The 18,841-nt window shown below is 65.4% G+C and carries 16 protein-coding genes; all 16 read left to right on the forward strand.

The window, feature by feature from the left end; translation table 11 throughout:
- Positions 1–42: 42 nt before the first annotated feature.
- The 16 genes from CLU88_RS22460 to CLU88_RS22535 all read left to right on the forward strand — a co-directional run bounded on the left by CLU88_RS22460 (position 43) and on the right by CLU88_RS22535 (position 18,832).
- Complete coding sequence (locus tag CLU88_RS22460; protein WP_099658504.1) at positions 43–2,391, forward strand: FdhF/YdeP family oxidoreductase; 2,349 nt, start codon at positions 43–45, stop codon at positions 2,389–2,391.
- Positions 2,388–2,684 (forward strand): hypothetical protein, encoded by a 297-nt coding sequence (locus CLU88_RS22465; RefSeq protein WP_233194752.1) that lies wholly within the window; start codon positions 2,388–2,390, stop codon positions 2,682–2,684. Before CLU88_RS22460 ends, CLU88_RS22465 begins: the two co-directional genes overlap by 4 nt.
- The gene (fdhD, locus tag CLU88_RS22470) at positions 2,681–3,589 is read left to right on the forward strand and encodes a formate dehydrogenase accessory sulfurtransferase FdhD (protein WP_099658505.1); all 909 of its coding nucleotides are present in this window, start codon (positions 2,681–2,683) and stop codon (positions 3,587–3,589) included. Before CLU88_RS22465 ends, fdhD begins: the two co-directional genes overlap by 4 nt.
- 72 nt (positions 3,590–3,661) lie before the next feature.
- Positions 3,662–4,219: a DUF3305 domain-containing protein gene (locus tag CLU88_RS22475; RefSeq protein ID WP_099658506.1), complete on the forward strand. Its 558-nt coding sequence runs from the start codon at positions 3,662–3,664 to the stop codon at positions 4,217–4,219.
- Positions 4,212–4,919: a DUF3306 domain-containing protein gene (locus CLU88_RS22480; protein ID WP_099659087.1), complete on the forward strand. Its 708-nt coding sequence runs from the start codon at positions 4,212–4,214 to the stop codon at positions 4,917–4,919. The genes CLU88_RS22475 and CLU88_RS22480 overlap by 8 nt, the downstream gene beginning before the upstream one ends.
- Positions 4,879–6,948: a 4Fe-4S binding protein gene (locus CLU88_RS22485; protein WP_099658507.1), complete on the forward strand. Its 2,070-nt coding sequence runs from the start codon at positions 4,879–4,881 to the stop codon at positions 6,946–6,948. Before CLU88_RS22480 ends, CLU88_RS22485 begins: the two co-directional genes overlap by 41 nt.
- On the forward strand, positions 6,945–7,574 hold the full coding sequence (locus tag CLU88_RS22490; protein WP_099658508.1) for a molecular chaperone: 630 nt from the start codon (positions 6,945–6,947) through the stop codon (positions 7,572–7,574). The genes CLU88_RS22485 and CLU88_RS22490 overlap by 4 nt, the downstream gene beginning before the upstream one ends.
- Before the next feature lie 149 nt (positions 7,575–7,723).
- On the forward strand, positions 7,724–7,969 hold the full coding sequence (locus tag CLU88_RS22495; protein WP_099658509.1) for a formate dehydrogenase: 246 nt from the start codon (positions 7,724–7,726) through the stop codon (positions 7,967–7,969).
- 14 nt (positions 7,970–7,983) lie between these two features.
- Positions 7,984–10,953 (forward strand): formate dehydrogenase subunit alpha, encoded by a 2,970-nt coding sequence (locus tag CLU88_RS22500; RefSeq protein WP_099658510.1) that lies wholly within the window; start codon positions 7,984–7,986, stop codon positions 10,951–10,953.
- A 29-nt stretch (positions 10,954–10,982) separates the two neighbouring features.
- Positions 10,983–11,603 carry a formate dehydrogenase FDH3 subunit beta gene (gene fdh3B / locus CLU88_RS22505; protein WP_099658511.1) on the forward strand — a complete coding sequence of 207 codons (621 nt, stop codon included), beginning with the start codon at positions 10,983–10,985 and terminating at the stop codon, positions 11,601–11,603.
- Positions 11,600–11,839 (forward strand): hypothetical protein, encoded by a 240-nt coding sequence (locus CLU88_RS22510; protein WP_099658512.1) that lies wholly within the window; start codon positions 11,600–11,602, stop codon positions 11,837–11,839. The genes fdh3B and CLU88_RS22510 overlap by 4 nt, the downstream gene beginning before the upstream one ends.
- Positions 11,840–11,851: 12 nt before the next feature.
- Positions 11,852–13,057 carry a formate dehydrogenase subunit gamma gene (locus CLU88_RS22515; RefSeq protein ID WP_099658513.1) on the forward strand — a complete coding sequence of 402 codons (1,206 nt, stop codon included), beginning with the start codon at positions 11,852–11,854 and terminating at the stop codon, positions 13,055–13,057.
- A gap of 11 nt (positions 13,058–13,068) precedes the next feature.
- Positions 13,069–13,458: a hypothetical protein gene (locus CLU88_RS22520; protein WP_099658514.1), complete on the forward strand. Its 390-nt coding sequence runs from the start codon at positions 13,069–13,071 to the stop codon at positions 13,456–13,458.
- Positions 13,459–13,551: 93 nt separating this feature from the next.
- Complete coding sequence (locus CLU88_RS22525) at positions 13,552–14,469, forward strand: formate dehydrogenase accessory sulfurtransferase FdhD (RefSeq protein ID WP_199173492.1); 918 nt, start codon at positions 13,552–13,554, stop codon at positions 14,467–14,469.
- Between the two features lie 110 nt (positions 14,470–14,579).
- Complete coding sequence (locus CLU88_RS22530; protein ID WP_199173493.1) at positions 14,580–16,301, forward strand: C13 family peptidase; 1,722 nt, start codon at positions 14,580–14,582, stop codon at positions 16,299–16,301.
- A gap of 11 nt (positions 16,302–16,312) precedes the next feature.
- Positions 16,313–18,832, forward strand: coding sequence for an ABC transporter permease (locus CLU88_RS22535; RefSeq protein ID WP_099658516.1), 2,520 nt, complete (start codon positions 16,313–16,315; stop codon positions 18,830–18,832).
- The last annotated feature ends 9 nt before the right edge of the window (positions 18,833–18,841 follow it).

The following is an 18,841-nucleotide window of genomic DNA, read 5'->3' on the forward strand; positions in this document are numbered from 1 at the left end:
GCTGCAGCGCCTTTGGGTTTTCGTTCAGTCCGGGAGACGGCGATGAAACAAGAAAAAATTGAGTTTTACAAAGGCCCGGCCGGTGGCTGGGGCGCTTTGAACAGCGTGAAGAACACGCTGCTGCGCCAGGACATCCCCCTCAAGGGCGCGAAGACCTTGCTGTCGGCCAACCAGCCCGATGGGTTTGATTGCCCCGGCTGTGCCTGGCCCGATCGCAACCACGCATCGACCTTCGAGTTTTGTGAGAACGGCGCCAAGGCCGTGGCGGCCGAAGCCACGGAGCGCCGCGCAGGTGCGGAGTTTTTCGCCCAGCACACCGTGGCCGATCTGCAAACGCAAAGCGATTTTTGGCTGGAAGACCAGGGGCGGCTGACGCAGCCCATGGTGTACGACGCGCCCTCAGACCGCTACCAGCCCATTGCCTGGGACGACGCGTTTGCGCTCATCGCACGCCATCTCAACGCGCTGCCGGACCCTAACCAGGCGATTTTTTACACCTCGGGCCGGGCCAGCAACGAGGCTGCGTTTTTGTACCAGTTGTTCGTGCGCCAGTACGGCACCAACAATTTCCCGGATTGCTCGAACATGTGCCACGAGCCCAGCGGCAGTGGCATGCGCCCGCAAATTGGCGTGGGCAAGGGCACCGTCACGCTGCACGACTTTGAGTGTGCCGACGCGATTTTCATTTTTGGCCAGAACCCCGGCACCAACCACCCCCGCATGCTGGCCGAGCTGCGCGACGCCCACAAGCGTGGCGCGCGCATCGTGAGCTTTAACCCCCTGCGCGAGCGGGGCCTTGAGCGCTTTGCCGACCCGCAAAACAAGATGGAGATGGCCACCTTGGGCTCGTCGCCCATCAGCACGCACTACTTCCAGTTGCGCGTGGGCGGTGATTTTGCGGCCGTCAAAGGCATGATGAAACATGTGCTGGAGCAAGAAGACCAGCGCGGCGGGGTGCTGGACCACGCTTTCATTGCCGAACACACCACGGGCTTTGAGGCATTGGCCGCCGACCTGCGGGCCGAGTCGTGGGCGCTGCTGGAGCAGGAGTCGGGCCTGACCGAGGCACAGATCCGTGCGGCGGGTGACATCTACATCGGTGCCAAGAACGTGATCGCTTGCTGGGGCATGGGCATCACGCAGCACAAGTACTCCGTGGCCACCATCCAGGCCATCGTGGGCTGGCTGATGATGCGCGGCAATGTGGGGCGCGAGGGGGCGGGGCCTTGCCCGGTGCGCGGCCACAGCAATGTGCAGGGTGACCGCACCATGGGTATCTGGGAGAAGCCGCCTGCCGCCTTGCTGGACAAGCTGCGCGATGTGTTTGGCTTCGAGCCGCCGCGCAAACCCGGTGTGGACACGGTGGAGGCCATTGGCCAGATGCTGGCGGGGCAGGGCAAGGTGTTTTTTGCGCTGGGCGGCAACTTTGCCGCCGCCACGCCAGACACTTACGAAACCTGGAAAGCCCTGCAGCGCTGCGACCTCACGGTCCATGTCACCACCAAGCTCAACCGCAGCCATCTGGTGCATGGGCGCGAGGCGCTGATCCTGCCGTGCCTGGGTCGTACCGAAATCGACATGCAGGCCAGTGGCGCGCAGGGCGTGACGGTGGAAGACTCGATGAGCATGGTGCACCTGTCCATGGGCATCAACCCTCCGGCGTCCGAGCAGCTGCTGTCCGAGCCCGCCATCGTGGCCTGGCTGGCTGCGGCCACGCTGGGTGGGCGCAGCAACACGCCCTGGCTGTGGCTGGTGGAGGACTACCGCCGCATCCGCGATCTGATCGAGCAGGTGTTTCCCGATTTCAAAGACTTCAACACCCGTGTGGCGGCGCCAGGCGGATTCAGGCTGCGCAACACGGCCAGCGAGCGAGTGTGGACCACGGCGTCGGGCAAGGCCAGCTTCTACACGCACCCCGTGCCCCGCGATACGCCTTCGCACCTGGCGCGCGAGCGGGTGCGCGACACGGTGGTGTTCACCTTGCTCACCACCCGTTCGCACGACCAGTACAACACCACCATTTATGGCATGGACGACCGCTACCGGGGGGTCTACGGCCAGCGCCGAGTGGTGTTCATCCATGCCGAGGACATTCGCGAACTGGGCATGAGGGACGGCGACTGGGTGGACATCCAGACCCTGTGGAGCGATGGGCAAGAACGCCGTGCCGACCGGTTCAAGCTGGTGGCGTATGACATCCCCCGGGGCAATTTGGCCGCCTATTACCCTGAGACCAACCCATTGGTGCCCCTGACGGCCGTGGCCGATGTGGCCGGTACGCCCACGTCCAAGTCCATTCCGGTGGTGCTGGTGCGGCATGTGGCCACCACCGGGGCAGAGGCTGGGGCAGAGAGTGGTGCAACGGGCGCTGCGGCAGGGGCATTGGCTTGACGCACATCCCTACCGATCCTTTGGCCTGCGAGATTTTGCAGATGCTGGCAGCCGAGCATGCCCCGGTGTCTTTGCCCCGCCTGGGCAAGCGGTTGGGGCAGAGCGGGAGCGTGCTCATGCGCCAGCTGGCTGTTATGGGCACAGCCTCCATTGCCGGGCAGGCGGGGCCTGGATGGGTGGACCTGCGCCAAGAGGACGGGCGCTGGGTGGCGCGAATCACCCCGCAAGGCCTGGAGGCGGTGGCCCTGGTGACTGACGCACCGGGCGCATCGCCCACACAGGAGCTGGCATGAGCGCGCAGATGGAGTTTGGGGTGGACGCCGGGCTGGTGTGCAGTCCCCAAGATGCTGAGGCCGCATTGACCCTGCCCGTGGTGCATGAGCGCCCGGTGCGCGTGTTTGGCGAGGCGGGCTTGCCCGCTGACGGTGCACAGCGCCCGGACTGGCTGGCGGCAGAAGTGCCGGTTGCCATGGTGTTCAACGGGGTGTCGCACGCCGTGATGATGGCCACACCGGACCAGCTGGAAGCCTTTGCCTTGGGCTTTGCCTTGAGCGAGGGCATTTTGGATCGCCCGGAGGACTGTCGTGGCATGGAGCTGCATACCGTGGACAGCGGGACGGCCGTGTTGCCCCCCGGTGTTTCGGCGGTCGAGGTGCGCATGGACATTTCGGTGCGCTGCTTTGAGCGCCTGAAGCAGCGCCGCCGCAGCCTGTCGGGCCGCACGGGCTGCGGTGTGTGCGGCGTGGAAAGCCTGGCCGCGCTGGACATGACCCCGGAGCGTTTGCCCGCCAAGCCTTGGGTTCCGCAAGTGGATGTTGCCACGGTGCTGCGCGCCTTCGATGTGCTGCGAGCCCGGCAGTGGGTCAACGCCCAGGCGGGGTCCTTGCACGCCGCAGGTTGGGCCCGCCTGGACGGGCAGTTGATGCTGGTGTGCGAAGACGTGGGGCGGCACAACGCGCTCGACAAACTCATCGGCGCCCTGGCCCGTGAGGGGCGTCTGTCGGAGCCCGGCTTCGTCGTGCTCACCAGCCGCGGCAGCCACGAGCTGGTGCGCAAATGCGCCCGCGTGGGCATCAGTGCCCTGGCCACCATCTCTGCCCCGACCGCCACGGGGGTGCAATTGGCCGAGCTGGCCGGAGTTCGCCTGTGGGGGCTGTGCCGCTCACCACGGGCCATTCTGTATGCGGCAGGAGCTTAGAACAGGGTGCTTAGACAAGGCCGTTAGGCCATCTGCGACCATGGGGCATTGGCCCGGCGTTACAGTTCGGCCATGCAAACACGCCCCGTTTTTCAAGTTGCGGTCATCATGCGCCGCGAGCAACTGGACAACCGCTGGCAGCCCTGGCGGTGGGTGCTGGAAGACGTCGTCCCCCATGAGGCCGCGTTTGGCACAGCCCCGCGCCTGCTGCGGCAAACCGATGGGGCGGCGCAGTGGCTCTTTCCTGGCTTTTCCGTGGAGTTGTTCCGCGATGATGCCGAGGGCTACCACCTCAATGCCACGTCCCCTGCGCCTTGCTGGTTTGTGCTGTGGCGGCTGGATGAAGAGACGGCAGAGGGCGCAGACAGTGCAGAGCGTCTGGCGCGCCCGGTAGAAGTCAGCCTCAGCTACCACGACGCCGGGCGCTGGCTGGATGCGCAAGAGACCGCTGAGCAAGTGCCCGTGCCCCCGGAGGTGTTGGCCGCCTTGCAGGCTTTTGTGGCCGAGCACTACCAACCCGAGCCCAAGCGCCGCAAGCGGCCCGACAGTTTTCAGTCGCTGCAGGACCGGTTTGGCAATCCGGCATCGGTCAGCACTGAAAAGCACCGTGGGGGTGGCGGCCGTGGCTGATGGTTTTTTGGGCCGCTGGTCGCGGCGCAAGCAGGACGTGCGCGAGGGCAAGCCGCTCCAAGAGCCTGAACCACCACGCCCTGCGCCGCCCGTGCTGGCCCAGCAGACCGTGGTTATGCCCCAAGCGGCGGACCTGCCTGCCAACGCCCCTGAGCCTGCCCCGCTGCCCACACTGCAGGACGCGCAGGCCCTGTCCATCGACTCCGACTTCAAGCCCTTTGTGGGCCGCGCTGTGGCGCCGGAAGTGCGCAACACCGCGATGAAAAAACTGTTTACCGACCCGCACTTCAATGTGATGGACGGGCTGGACACGTACATCGACGACTACACGCAACCTGACCCGCTGCCTGCGGCGATGCTGCGCCAGATGGCCAGCGCGCAATTCATGGGCCTGGTTGAACCTGAGCCTGAACACCCTCAGGCGCTCGCGCAGCAGCCTGCCGATGATGCGGCTGGTGCCCCGAAAGACCCCGCGCCCGCGCCGCAGACCGGGGTCGAACTGGCGGAATCGGCGCAAGACGTGGCACAGTCTGGGGTATGCACAGCCATTCCTAGCCCGCTTGGGGCGGCACCCATGGGCTCAGAACCGGAGCCTGGGGTGCCCGCACCAGCCAGCCACCCAGAACATGACCACGCTCATCTGCGATTGCAACCAGACGATGCCGTTGAACGCCCAGGCCCTGGGCACAGCGCTTCGTGAAGACCTGACCCTCCACTCCACCCTCTGCCGCCGCGAGGCGGGCGCTTTCACCCAAGCCATCCGTTCGGGCGAAGACGTGGTGGTCGCCTGCACCCAGGAGCAGCGCCTGTTTGCCGAACTGGGCCAGCAGACCGAAGGGGCGCTGTCGCCCATCCGCTTCGTCAATATCCGCGAAACCGGCGGCTGGAGCCGCGATGCGGCCAAGGCCGGCCCCAAGCTGGCGGCCTTGCTGGCCGCCGCCCATTTGCCAGAGCCTGCGCCCGTGCCTGTGGTCACCTACAAGAGTGCAGGGCGCCTGCTCATCATTGGCCCGCTGGATGCTGCCGAGCAAGTGGCAGCCCTGGTGTCCGATGTGTTGAATGTGACCTTGTTTGCGCAAGGGCCTGGCCAAGCTGGTGGCGCGCAAGAGCGGCGTTACCCCGTGCTGGGTGGCCGCATTGAAGCCCTCACGGGCTGGCTGGGCGCCTTTGAGCTGCGTTGGCGCGATGACAACCCCATCCAGCTGGACCTGTGCACCCGCTGCAACGCTTGCGTGGCGGCCTGTCCTGAGAACGCCATCGGGTTTGACTACCAGGTGGACCTGTCTGCCTGCCAGTCGCACCGCGACTGCGTGAAGGTCTGCCAGGTGGCGGGGGCCATCGATTTTCAGCGCGCTGCCTCGCCTGAGACGGCCCAGTTTGATCTGGTGCTGGACATGCGCCGCGCCGATGCCACGCCCACCTTTTTGCAGCATGCACTGCCGCAGGGCTACCTGCGCAGCGACGGGCATGATGTGGCCACAGTGCTCAAGTTGCGCGAGCTGGTGGGCGAATTTGAAAAGCCCAAGTTCTTTGAATACAAGCAAAAGCTCTGCGCCCACAGCCGCAATGCCACCGTGGGTTGCAACGCCTGCGTGGACATTTGCTCGGCCGAGGCCATCAGTAGCGACAAGGCCCGCCAGCGCGTGGTCGTCAACCCCAACCTGTGCGTGGGCTGCGGTGCCTGCACCACCGTGTGCCCCACCGGGGCGATGACCTATGCCTACCCGCCTGCGGCGGAGCAGGGCCAGCGCTTCAAGACCTTGCTCTCCACCTACGCGGCGGCCGGCGGCAAGGATGCCGTGCTGTTGCTGCACAGCCAGGAGCGTGGACAAGCATTGGTGAACGAGCTGGGCCGCGCCGCGCAGCTCAAGGTGGCCCATGGCGTGCCCGCCCATGTGATCCCTGTGGCGCTGTGGCACACGGCCAGCACAGGGGTAGACCTGTGGCTGAGTGCTGTGGCATACGGTGCTTCGCAGATCGTGCTGTTGGTCACCCATGAAGAAGCCCCTCAGTACCTGGACGGACTGCGCGCCCAGATGGACGTGGCGCAGCGCCTGCTCAACGGCCTGGGCTACACCGGCACCCACCTGCGCCTGCTGGAGGCCAAGCACCCCACGGAGCTGGACGCCGCACTGCAAACGCTAGGCCAGACCCGCCAGAAAACCCCTGCGGTGGCGGCACGCTTTGCCGTGGCGCAGGAAAAGCGCAGCACGCTGGAGATGGCGCTGGACCATCTGATCGAGCAGGCCCCGTTGGGCGCTGCTGCCTTGCCTGCCGCCATTGCGTTGCCTGCCCAGGGCTCGCCGTTGGGTGCCATCACCGTCAACAAAGACCGCTGCACCCTGTGCCTGAGCTGCGTGAGCGCCTGCCCGGCCAGTGCCCTGCAAGACAACCCCCAAATGCCGCAGCTGCGCTTTCTGGAAAAGAACTGCGTGCAATGCGGCCTGTGTGAAACCACCTGCCCAGAGAATGCCATCACCCTGCAGCCGCGACTGCTGCTGGCGCCTGAGCGCGCGCAGTTGCAGGTGCTCAACGAAGCCAAGCCTTGGTCTTGTGTGCGCTGCAGCAAACCCTTTGGCACCGTCAAGGCCATTGAAGCCATGCTCGGCAAACTGGCCGGGCATGCCATGTTCCAGGGTGAGGCGCTGGAGCGCCTGAAGATGTGCAGCGACTGCCGCGTGATCGACCTGTATTCCGCCCAAAATGAATCGAAAGTGACCGACCTGTGAGCGCTACCGCCTCTTTGACCTTGCCCGGCAGCTCCGCGCTGGACGAAGAAACCGCCCGTGCCGAGCTGTACGGCGTGCTGGCGCAGCTGTACTACGCACCTCCCACGCCAGAGCTGCTGGCCGCACTGCGCGTGGCCGTGACGCAAGCGCCCCTGGAAGGCGGCTTTTTGCAAGAGCCGTGGCAACAACTGGTGAGCGCGGCACGGGCGCAGGACGATGCAGCCATTGCCGCCGAATACGAGCGCCTGTTTGGCGGCGTGGGCAAGCCCGAGGTGTTTGTGTACGCCTCGCATTACCTTGCAGGCTTTTTGAACGAAAAGCCCCTGGCCCGCCTGCGCAGTGACCTGGACCGCCTGGGCCTGGCGCGGGGCGACACCATGCCCGAGACCGAAGACCATGTGGCCTATCTGTGCGAGGTGATGCGTTACCTGATTGCGGGTGACGACATGGCTGTCTGCAACCTGACGCAGCAACAGGGCTTTTTTGCAACGCATGTGCAGTCCTGGTGGCCAGCCATGTGCGATGCCCTGGAGGCGCACCCTGCCGCCCAGTTCTATGGCGCGGTGGCCCGGCTCACACGGGCCTTCGTGGCGGTGGAGTCGCAGGGCTTTGACATGCTGACCTGACGCAGTGTCGGCGACCCCCGTGTCTTGACATGGGGCAAAGCTCAAGTGCCGCGCTGGGGTTAGGGCCTGCCTCGTTGCGAAGCGGCCTTGGCTCGCTTAGACTCCCTATGCAATTCGTTTCATAACTGCCAGCCCTCCTGGAGACAAGCATGCAGGACCGCCAGCCTTCTGACCGTGTGGCCAACGCCACCACGGCTTCTTCCTCTTCTTCCCGCCGCAGCTTTTTTGCAGGTGCCGCCGCCGTCAGCGCGGGCGCTGCGGCTGTGGCCGTTCTGCCCCGTGTCACTCCGTCCGAGGTCGTGGCCGCAGAACCCGCCCGCGTTGCGCCTGAAAAGGGGGGTGGCTACCACCTCTCTGCGCACGTCAAGCAGTACTACAAAACCACCCAACTTTGATTTCGGGGCGCACCATGTTGCTCACTAAAAAGTCTGCACATGCACCCCAGGGTGCATCGGCATCGTCTCCTTTTGTTCACAGCCTGCGCCGGGGCCTTGCCCAGGCGCTGCCCACCATGGACCGCCGCTCGTTCCTGCGCCGCTCTGGCTTGGGCGTGGGGGTGGGCATTGCTGCATCGCAGCTCACGTTGGTCAAAAAGTCCCAGGCAGCCGAAGGCGCCAAGGTGGGGCTGGGTGACAGCAAGATCGAAGTGCGCCGCACCGTGTGCTCGCACTGCTCGGTGGGCTGCGCGGTCGATGCGGTGGTGGAAAACGGCGTGTGGGTGCGCCAAGAGCCCGTGTTCGATTCGCCCATCAACCTGGGTGCGCACTGCGCCAAGGGTGCGGCGCTGCGTGAGCACGGCCACGGCGAATACCGCCTGCGCTACCCCATGAAGCTCGTCAACGGCAAGTACGAGCGCATCAGCTGGGACACCGCGCTGACCGAAATCACCGACAAGATGAAGGAGCTGCGCCAGGCCAGTGGGCCCGACAGCGTGTACTTCATCGGCTCGTCCAAGCACAACAACGAACAGGCCTATTTGCTGCGCAAGTTCGTGAGCTTCTGGGGCACCAACAACTGCGACCACCAGGCCCGCATCTGCCACTCCACCACCGTGGCGGGCGTTGCCAACACCTGGGGTTATGGCGCCATGACCAATTCGTACAACGACATGCAAAACAGCAAGGTCGCTTTGTACATTGGCTCCAACGCTGCCGAAGCCCACCCCGTGAGCATGCTGCACATGCTGCACGCCAAGGAAACCGGCTGCAAGATGATCGTGGTGGACCCCCGCTTTACCCGCACGGCTGCCAAGGCCGACGAGTACGTGCGCATCCGCTCGGGCACTGACATTCCTTTCCTGTTTGGCTTGCTGTACCACATCTTCAAGAATGGCTGGGAAGACAAGAAGTACCTCCACGACCGTGTCTATGGCATGGACAAGGTGCGCGAGGACGTGCTGGCGAAGTGGGCCCCCGACAAGGTGGAAGAGGCCTGCGGCGTCAAGGAAGAGCAGGTCTTCAAGGTCGCCAAGATGCTGCACGAGAACAACCCCGGCACCATCGTGTGGTGCATGGGCCAGACGCAGCACACCATTGGCAATGCCATCGTGCGCGCTTCGTGCATCTTGCAGCTGGCATTGGGCAACGTGGGCAAGTCGGGTGGCGGCACCAACATCTTCCGTGGCCACGACAATGTGCAAGGCGCCACCGATGTGGGCCCCAACCCTGATTCGCTGCCTGGCTACTACGGCCTGGCCGAAGGCGCCTGGAAGCACTTTGCCGCGACCTGGGGCGTGGACTTTGAGTGGATCAAAAAGCAGTACGCATCGCCTGCGATGATGACCAAGAACGGCATCACCGTCTCGCGCTGGATCGACGGTGTGCTGGAGAAGAACGAGTTGATCGACCAGGACAGCAACCTGCGCGGCGTGTTCTATTGGGGCCATGCGCCCAACTCGCAAACCCGTGGCCTTGAAATGAAGCGCGCCATGGACAAGCTGGACCTGCTGGTGGTGGTGGACCCTTACCCATCGGCCACAGCTGCGATGGCGGCCATGCCTGGCAAGCCCGAAGACCTGAACCCCAATCGCGCGGTGTACCTGCTGCCTGCGGCCACGCAGTTTGAAACCAGCGGCTCGTGCACGGCCTCCAACCGCTCTATTCAGTGGCGTGAGAAGGTCATCGAGCCGCTGTGGGAGAGCCGCTCCGACCACATGATCATGTACCAGTTTGCGCAAAAGCTGGGCTTCGACAAAGAGCTGGTCAAGAATTACAAGATGCAGAAGGTCAAGGGCATGGACGAGCCCATGGTCGAAGACATCCTGCGTGAAATCAACAAGAGCGTCTGGACCATTGGCTACACCGGCCAAAGCCCCGAGCGCCTGAAGGCCCACATGAAGAACATGCACGTGTTCGATGTGAAGACCCTCAAGGCCAAGGGCGGCAAAGACAAGGAAACCGGCTACGACTTCGCGGGTGACTACTTTGGTCTGCCATGGCCTTGCTTTGGTACGCCCGAGCTCAAGCACCCCGGCTCGCCCAACCTGTACGACACCTCCAAGCACGTCATGGACGGCGGCGGCAACTTCCGCGCCAACTTTGGTGTGGAGCGCAACGGCGAGAACCTGCTGGCAGAAGACGGCTCCCACTCGGTGGGCGCGGACATCACCACGGGCTACCCAGAGTTTGACCATGTGCTGCTGAAAAAGCTGGGCTGGTGGGACGATCTGACCGACGCGGAGAAGAAGGCCGCCGAGGGCAAGAACTGGAAGACCGATCCTTCGGGCGGCATCATCCGTGTGGCGATGAAGGTCCACGGCTGCCACCCGTTTGGCAACGCCAAGGCGCGTGCCGTGGTCTGGAACTTCCCGGACCCCATTCCGCAGCACCGCGAGCCGTTGTATGGCACACGCCCCGACATGGCGGCCAAGTACCCCACCCACGACGACAAGAAGGCCTTCTGGCGCCTGCCCACCTTGTACAAGACCGTGCAAGAGAAGAACGTGGCCGACAAGGTGTACGAAAAATTCCCGCTCATCCTGACGTCGGGCCGCCTGGTCGAGTACGAAGGCGGCGGTGAGGAAACCCGCTCCAACCCCTGGCTGGCCGAGCTGCAACAGGAAGCCTTCGTGGAAATCAACCCCAAGACGGCTGCCGACCGTGGCATTCGCAACGGGGGCCGCGTGTGGCTCAGCTCGCCCACCGGCGCGCGCCTGAATGTGCAGGCCCTGGTAACCGAGCGCGTCGCGCCCGACACGGTGTGGATGCCGTTCCACTTCTCGGGCCGCTGGCAGGGGGCCGACATGCTGGCGCACTACCCCAAGGGCGCAGCGCCCGTGGTGCGCGGCGAGGCGGTGAACACCGCCACTACCTATGGCTACGACAGCGTGACCATGATGCAGGAAACCAAGACCACGGTGTGCAACGTGGAGAGCGCGTGAGCGCCCGCCACTGAGCAGGAGACACAACAATGGCACGAATGAAATTCATCTGCGACGCTGAGCGTTGCATCGAGTGCAACGGCTGCGTGACCGCTTGCAAGAACGAACACGAAGTCCCGTGGGGCGTGAACCGCCGCCGCGTGGTCACCCTCAATGACGGGGTCCCTGGCGAGAAGTCCATCTCGGTGGCCTGCATGCATTGCAGCGATGCGCCTTGCATGGCCGTGTGCCCTGTGAACTGCTTCTACCGCACCGAAGAGGGCGTGGTGCTGCACGACAAGGACGTGTGCATTGGCTGCGGCTACTGCAGCTACGCCTGCCCTTTTGGTGCGCCCCAGTTCCCGTCGCAAGGCACGTTTGGCGTGCGCGGCAAGATGGACAAGTGCACCTTCTGCGCGGGTGGGCCTGAAACCCACGGCAGCCAGGCCGAGTTCGAAAAGTACGGACGCAACCGCTTGGCCGAAGGCAAGCTGCCTGCCTGCGCCGAAATGTGCTCGACCAAGGCGCTGCTGGCTGGCGACGGCGATGTTGTGGCGGACATCTTCCGCAACCGCGTGGTGCAACGCGGCAAGGGCGCCGAAGTGTGGGGCTGGGGTACGGCCTACGGTTCCAAGCAGGCAGGCCAACCCCCCGCAGGAGCCAAGTCATGAAGCGCATTGTCTCCACCCTCTCCATGGCCCTTGTCTTGGGCGCAGCCCTGTCGGCCTGCTCCGAAAAGCCGCAGACCGGCGGTGGCGTCAAGCACGACGCCGCACCCTACGCTGGCACCGGCAGCAACTTCACGCAGCCCGGCTGGACTACGGGGGACAAGACCAGCTGGGAGCAGCAGTTGCGCACACGCCAGCAGTACGGGCAAAACGAGTACTCCCGCAACCAGAAGCCCTGAGCGAGGTCTGCCATGAAACACAGTCTCTGTGCCTTGCTGCTGACCTTAGGGGCCTTCGTTGCGCACGCCCAGGCGCCTGCCGGGCCGACCGCCTCAGGCACCGTGGGCGAGGTGCCTGCTGCCGCTGCGGTGGCAGGCGTGCAAGGCCAAAACATTTTTGAAGTGAAGCCCGACGCCAGCGCCGAGCCCGGCTACGCCGAGCAAACCAACGGCGAGCGCATGAAGGTGCAGCCCGGCAACAACGCGCCCGTGTGGCGCCAGGTGGGGCAGGGCGTGACGGGCTACAGCAGCCTGCCCAAGACCCAGGCTCCCGAGGCGGGCAACCTGATCCAGCCCTTTGTGCAGTACCCCGGCTCGCGCTTTACCAACGCAGGCCAGGCCTGGCGTGAGGTGCGCAACCAATGGATCATTCCGTACGGTGCTGCGCTGTTCGCCATCGTGCTGCTGGCCCTGGGCATCTTCTACTTTGTCAAAGGCCCCATGGGCTACGACCATCCCGACACGGGCAGCAAGGGCATCGAGCGCTTCACCCCGTTTGAACGTGCAGCCCACTGGGCCAATGCGTTTGCCTTCATTGCACTGGCCGCTTCCGGCATCGTCATGGCGTTTGGCAAGTTCTTCTTGCTGCCTGTGCTGGGCAGCACGCTGTTTGGCTGGCTGACCTACGCGCTCAAGAACGTGCACAACTTCATGGGCCCGCTGTTTGCGGTGTCGCTGGCGGTCATTGTGCTCACGTTCATCAAGGACAACATTGCCAACCGCGCCGACTTTGTGTGGCTGTCCAAGGGCGGTGGCATGCTGGGCGGTGACGGGCATGAAGTGCCCTCGCACCGCTTCAACGCGGGTGAGAAGGGGCTGTTCTGGTGGGGCATCACCATCCCGGGCATCTTTGTGGTGGCCACGGGTTTGGTGCTCGACAAGCTCATCCCCGGCTTTGGCGATGTGCGCGGCGACATGCAGATCGCCCACATGATCCACGCCACCCTGGCGATCTGGATGATGGCGCTGATTTGCGGCCACATCTACATGGGCACGGTGGGCATGAAGGGCGCCTACAAGGCCATGAAGACGGGCTATGTGAGCGACGCCTGGGCCAAGGAACACCACGAGCTGTGGTACGACGATGTTCAGGCGGGCAAGATCCCACGGCAACGCAGCGCAGCCCCCCAGGCGGGCGCTGCAGCAACGCCATCTGCGGGCCAGCCCGCACAGGTATGAGGCAACGCACCATGACGCATTTTTTCCGACCCTCCCTGCTCGCAACCTTGGCATTGGGCCTGAGCGCACTGTGTTCTGTGGCCTCGGCCAAGCTGCCAGCCCCCAGCCCTGAAGCCGCAGAAAAAGCCGCCGAAGCCGCCGCCAAGGCCGCTTGGGCAGGCAAGGTAGACAACTACAAGCTGTGCCAATCGCAAGACCGCGTGGCCGCGCACTACCGCAAGACCAACAAAGACGCCAAACCGGCCGCGGCGGCGCCCGCCACCTGTGCCGACCCCGGGCCCTTTGCTTACACCCCGCCAGCGGCCAAGCCGCAAGAGGCGGCCGGTGCCCATTCGCCACCAGGCACGGCCAGCAGCCCGCCGAGCACGAATACGCCAGCGGCCTCGGCGCCAAAGTCTTAACTCTGAAGGGGTCTGTTCCCCTGACTTCCTCAAGCCGCAAGCGCACTTCGCTTGCGGCTTTTTTGCGTGTACCCTGCCGCCATGACCGCTGCCATGCCTCACCCCGTTCCCGCCTCCACCCTGGCCTTGCCACGCCTGACCCAGGCGCATGCGTCGCTGACGCATGCGGTGGACGTGATCAATGAACGGGGCGAGACCGAGGCGGTGCACATTCCTGCCGAGCGGCCCCTCACCGTGTATGTGGACCGGCGCGAACTGGTCACCCTGATGACGCTGGGCGCCCACCCTGAGTTGCTGGTGCTGGGCTATCTGCGCAACCAGCGGTTGGTGGAGTCGGTGTTTGACATCGAGTCCATCACCGTGGATTGGGACGTGCATGCCGCCGCCGTGCGCACGCGCCACGGCATTGCCCGCATTGAAGAGCGCACCGCCAGCAAGGTGGTGACCACCGGCTGCGGCCAGGGCAGTGTGTTTGGTGGCTTGATGGACGAGGTGGACCGCATCGAACTGCCCGAAGCCCAGTTGACCCAAGCGCAGCTGTACGGCCTGGTCAACGCCATCCGCCTGAAAGAGACCACCTACAAGTCTGCGGGCTCGGTGCATGGCTGCGCGCTGTTTCGGGGCGATGAGATGCTGACCTTTGTAGAGGACGTGGGCCGCCACAACGCGATTGACACCATTGCAGGCTGGATGTGGATGAACCCCGAGCCGGCGCCTCTGGAAGGCACCGATGCCGCAGCAGCGCAGAAGGGGCAGGGCAGTGCAACCCCCTTCCAGCCCATGGCCGGGGCCGACAAAGTGTTCTACACCACCGGGCGGCTGACCAGCGAGATGGTCATCAAGTCTGCCCAGATGGGGGTGCCCATCGTCGTCTCGCGCAGCGGCATGACGCAAATGGGCCACGCCGTTGCGCAGCAGCTGGGCCTGTGCGCCATTGGCCGTGCGACCAACCGGCGTTTTGTTTGCTACACGGGCGTACACCGCCTGGTGCTGCAGCCCGAGTTGGCCTGAGCGTGGCGCTGGCCTCTTGGTTGAATGCATGTTTGCTATCAAAAGCGTAGCTGCTAGCGCTTGTTGAATAAGCGCTAGGTGCCATTTTTATCTAATGGCATGATTGGGACATGACCGTCGAGCCTCAATCCGCAGAAGTCCCCGCGCCTTCCCCTGTTCCTGCTGCTTCTACCGCCCCAGTCGCCTCCGTTGCCCCAGCGGCATCAGCAGGGGCTGAGGGCGATGCACCGCCATCCCATCCCCCCGCCGCGCCTACTGTGCCTACCGCACCCACGGCGCCCGGGCCTGCTGTGCCCACGCACCTGCCCTGGTACCGCTGGGTGCTAGAGAGCCTGCGCGCCGCTGTCTTCATGGCCCCGCGCACGGGGGCGGCAGCGCCGACCCCGGCGCAGTTGATCAGTGCCATGGTGGTGAGCTGGGGCTTGGTGGTGCTGGGCGAATGGTGGGCTGCCATGGCCGTGGGGCCGGTGGAATTCAATGCCCAGGCTTGGCTGGGCCAGCACTGGTTGTCGCTGGCATTGCTGGGCGCGGCCTGGTGGGCCATGTGGCCAGTGCAGAAACAGGCGCCTGGACCGGCTGGGGCGCTGGCGGGTGGTGTGCCAGCCTGGCTGCTGTTGAGTAGCCTGGCCGTGCTGCCGTGGGTGATTCCTTTGCTCCTGATTCCTGCGAGCGACGAGGCCAGTGCCGGCATGCCTGCATGGCAAGACCGTTTGGACTGGACGCTGCCCGAGCTGTTGCTGGGGCTGTCGGCCATTGCCGTCATCTTGTGTTCGTATGCCGTCATGGTGCAGCTCACGGCGCGTTTCGTGCGGTCGCGCTGGCGCACAGCGGTGTTTGCGCTGTGCCTGGTGGCGGGCACGGCTGTGCAATTGGGTGTGGGGGTGGAGCCCACCTGGAAGCCGGTGGTGGATGTGCAGGCAGCGACCGATGCCGCCGCTGCCGAAGGGGCAGATGCGCAACCCGCAGGCGTGCCCCTGTCCCAAGCCGTCTTTGAAGGCCAGCAACTCATGCTGGAGGCCTACACCCAAGACCTGACCCCCGAGCGCCCCGGCGTGGTGGATGTGTACGGCCTGGTGTTTGCCCCCTATGCGGGCGAAGAAGTGTTCCGCCGCGAAAGCACCATGGTGAGCGATCTGCTGCAAGACCGCTTCGATGCCGAAGGGCGCGTGCTGCACTTGCTCAACCATGCCGAGACGGCCGACACCCACCTGTGGGCCACGCCAGAGAACCTGCGCAGCGCCGTGGACGCCCTGGCCGCCACCATGGACCGCGAGCAGGACGTGCTGGTGGTCTACATGACCTCTCACGGTGCCCGCAACCACCAACTGGCTGCCGCCCATCCGCCCTTGCAGGTGGACCCCATGACGCCCGAGCTGCTGCGCCACATGCTGGACGATGCGGGCATTCGCCACCGCGTGATCGCCATCTCGGCTTGTTACTCGGGCGGCTGGCTCGATACGCTGGCCACCCCGTCCACCCTCATCATGACGGCAGCGGACGCCACGCACACCTCCTACGGCTGCGGCATGCGCTCTGAGCTGACCTTCTTTGGCCGCGCCGTATTTAACGAGCAACTGCGCAGCACCTACTCCTTCACCGATGCGTTCAACAAAGCCGTGCCCATCATCGCCCAGCGCGAGGTCGAGGCGGGCAAGGCCGATGGCTTCTCTAACCCGCAGATGCGTGTGGGGGCCGAGATTGACCCGGTGCTCAAGGCCCTGGCCCAGCGTCTGTCGGCAGAGGCTGCAACGCCTTCCTCTGCGCCACGGCCCGGTGGCAAAGGCCTGGTGGCGCAAACCCCTATGGCGCACCGCGCCGTGCAATTGCGCTAAGGTTTGCGCCCATGAATCTGTCCTTCTTGCGCCTGGGGTGGCGCACCTTGCTGCGCGACCTGCGCGCTGGCGAGCTGCGTTTGTTGATGGTGGCCGTCACGCTGGCGGTGGCCGCGCTCACCTCGGTGGGCTTTTTTGCCGACCGCCTGCAAGGCGGCCTGCAGCGCGATGCACTGCAGCTGCTGGGGGGCGATGCGGTGGTGGCCAGCGATAACCCCACGCCAGCGGCCTTTGTGGACAAAGCCCGAGCGCTGGGCTTGCAAACCGTGGGCACCATGGGCTTTCCCACCATGGGCCGCGCCAGCGATGCGCAAGGCGGTGCCAGCAAGCTGGTGGCCCTGAAAAGCGTAGAGGCGGGCTACCCGCTGCGCGGCGCCCTCAAAGTGACCGACGCGCCGGGCGGGCCAGAGCAGGCCACCCGTGACATTCCCGCCCCTGGAGACGTATGGGTGGATGCACCTTTGCTGGACGCCCTAGGCCTGGTCATGGGCGACAAGCTGCTGCTGGGCGATGCCCAGTTGCGCATTGCCCGCATCATCGTCATCGAGCCCGACCGGGGCGCGGGCTTCATGAGCTTTGCACCGCGTGTCATGCTCAACGCGGCCGATGTGCCTGCCACCGGCCTGGTGCAGCCCGCCAGCCGCATCACCTACCGATTTGCCGTGGCGGGGGCACCCGCCGCCGTCAAGGCCTTTGCCGACTGGGCCAATGCCGAGGTCAAAAAGCCTGACGTGCGCGCCGTGCGGGTCGAGTCGCTGGAGAGCGGCCGCCCCGAAATGCGCCAGACGCTGGACCGTGCCCAGAAGTTCTTGAACCTGGTGGCCTTGCTGGCCGCGCTGCTCTCGGCCGTGGCCGTGGCGCTGGCGGCACGCGGTTTTGCCACCGACCACCTCGATGCCTCGGCCATGCTGCGCGTGCTGGGGCAAAGCCAGCGCACCATTGCGGGTGCGTACACCACCGAATTCGCGTTGATTGGCCTGTTTGCCAGCGCATTGGGCGTGGCGCTGGGCTACCTGGTGCACAACGTGTTTGTGATGCTGCTGGCCGGGCTGGTGGAGTCGGCCTTGCCCGCGCCCAGCCTGTGGCCCGTGGCCTTTGGTTTGGGCATGGGGCTCACGCTGCTGTTTGCCTTTGGCCTGCCGCCCGTGTTGCAACTGGCCCAGGTGCCGCCGCTGCGCGTCATCCGCCGCGACGTGGGCGGCCTCAAGCCCGCATCGCTGGCCGTGCTGTGCGTGGGCGTGGCGGGCTTTGCGGCGTTGCTGCTGGCCGTGAGCAGCGACCTCAAGCTGGGCTTCATTGCTGTGGGCGGCTTTGCCGGGGCCGTGGCTTTGTTCGCGGGCCTGAGCTGGGTGGCCGTGAAGCTGCTGCGCAAAAGCGTGAACGAAGCCACGGCCCCGCGCTGGCTGGTGCTGGCCACGCGGCAAATCTCGGCCCGCCCGGCCTATGCCGTGGTGCAGGTCAGCAGCCTGGCCGTGGGCCTGTTGGCGCTGGTGCTGCTGGTGCTGCTGCGCACCGACCTCATCAGCAGCTGGCGCCAGGCCACCCCGCCCGATGCGCCCAACCGTTTCGTCATCAACGTGATGCCCGAGCAAGCTGACGATTTTCAGAAAACCCTGCAAACCAGCGGCGTGGCCAAGTACGACTGGTACCCCATGATCCGCGGCCGCCTGCTGGCCGTGAACGGCCAGCCCGTGGGGCCGGACACCTACACCGAAGACCGCGCCAAGCGCCTGGTGGACCGCGAGTTCAACCTCTCCACGGCCGTGCAGCAGCCCGCCCACAACCAGATCGTGGCAGGCCATTGGACCGACAACGAGGCTGGTGCCGTGAGTGTGGAAGAGGGCATTGCGCAGACCCTGGGCCTGAAGCTGGGCGACAGCCTGCTGTTTGACATTGGCGGTGTGCAGAACGAAGCCCGCATCACCAGCCTGCGCAAGGTGGACTGGGGCTCCATGCGTGCCAACTTCTTTGTGATGTACCCGGTGCAGCAGCTCGAAGGCGTGGCCGTCACCTACCTGGCGGCTTACCGCGCGCCCGAGGCCCAGGGCTTTGACAACGCGCTGGTGCGCCAATTCCCCAACATTACCAACGTGGACATGGCCAGCACCATCACCCAGGTGCAGCGTGTGCTCGACCAGGTCATCCGCGCGGTGGAGTTTTTGTTCGCGTTCACCCTGGCTGCCGGGCTGGTGGTGCTGTTTGCGGCCGTTACCGCCACACGCGAGGAGCGCGCCCGCGAATTCGCCATCATGCGCGCTGTGGGCGCCCGCGCCAGCCTGCTGCGCCAGGTGCAGCGGGCCGAGCTGATGGGCGTGGGCCTGCTGGCGGGCTTTTTGGCCAGCGCCGTGGCCGTGGCCGTGGGTTGGGCCCTGGCCCGCTACGTGTTTGACTTTGCCTGGACGGCATCGCTGTGGGTGCCGCTGGCCGGGGCCTTGGCCGGTGCCGTGCTGGCCCTGCTGGCGGGCTGGTGGGGCCTGCGTGACGTGCTGCGCCGCCCCGTGGTCGAGACACTGCGCCGCGCTGCGCAGTGACGGGACTGA

This window comes from Acidovorax sp. 56 (assembly GCF_002749705.1).
Classification (GTDB): Bacteria; Pseudomonadota; Gammaproteobacteria; order Burkholderiales; family Burkholderiaceae_C; genus Acidovorax.

Coding starts and splice junctions, on each gene's coding strand:
- CLU88_RS22530 (WP_199173493.1), top strand. CDS start 14,580: ATGACCGTCGAGCCTCAATCCGCAGAAGTCCCCGCGCCTTCCCCTGTT.
- CLU88_RS22510 (WP_099658512.1), top strand. CDS start 11,600: ATGAAGCGCATTGTCTCCACCCTCTCCATGGCCCTTGTCTTGGGCGCA.
- fdhD (WP_099658505.1), top strand. CDS start 2,681: ATGAGCGCGCAGATGGAGTTTGGGGTGGACGCCGGGCTGGTGTGCAGT.
- fdh3B (WP_099658511.1), top strand. CDS start 10,983: ATGGCACGAATGAAATTCATCTGCGACGCTGAGCGTTGCATCGAGTGC.
- CLU88_RS22500 (WP_099658510.1), top strand. CDS start 7,984: ATGTTGCTCACTAAAAAGTCTGCACATGCACCCCAGGGTGCATCGGCA.
- CLU88_RS22535 (WP_099658516.1), top strand. CDS start 16,313: ATGAATCTGTCCTTCTTGCGCCTGGGGTGGCGCACCTTGCTGCGCGAC.
- CLU88_RS22475 (WP_099658506.1), top strand. CDS start 3,662: ATGCAAACACGCCCCGTTTTTCAAGTTGCGGTCATCATGCGCCGCGAG.
- CLU88_RS22515 (WP_099658513.1), top strand. CDS start 11,852: ATGAAACACAGTCTCTGTGCCTTGCTGCTGACCTTAGGGGCCTTCGTT.
- CLU88_RS22460 (WP_099658504.1), top strand. CDS start 43: ATGAAACAAGAAAAAATTGAGTTTTACAAAGGCCCGGCCGGTGGCTGG.
- CLU88_RS22525 (WP_199173492.1), top strand. CDS start 13,552: ATGCCTCACCCCGTTCCCGCCTCCACCCTGGCCTTGCCACGCCTGACC.
- CLU88_RS22495 (WP_099658509.1), top strand. CDS start 7,724: ATGCAGGACCGCCAGCCTTCTGACCGTGTGGCCAACGCCACCACGGCT.
- CLU88_RS22520 (WP_099658514.1), top strand. CDS start 13,069: ATGACGCATTTTTTCCGACCCTCCCTGCTCGCAACCTTGGCATTGGGC.
- CLU88_RS22485 (WP_099658507.1), top strand. CDS start 4,879: ATGCCGTTGAACGCCCAGGCCCTGGGCACAGCGCTTCGTGAAGACCTG.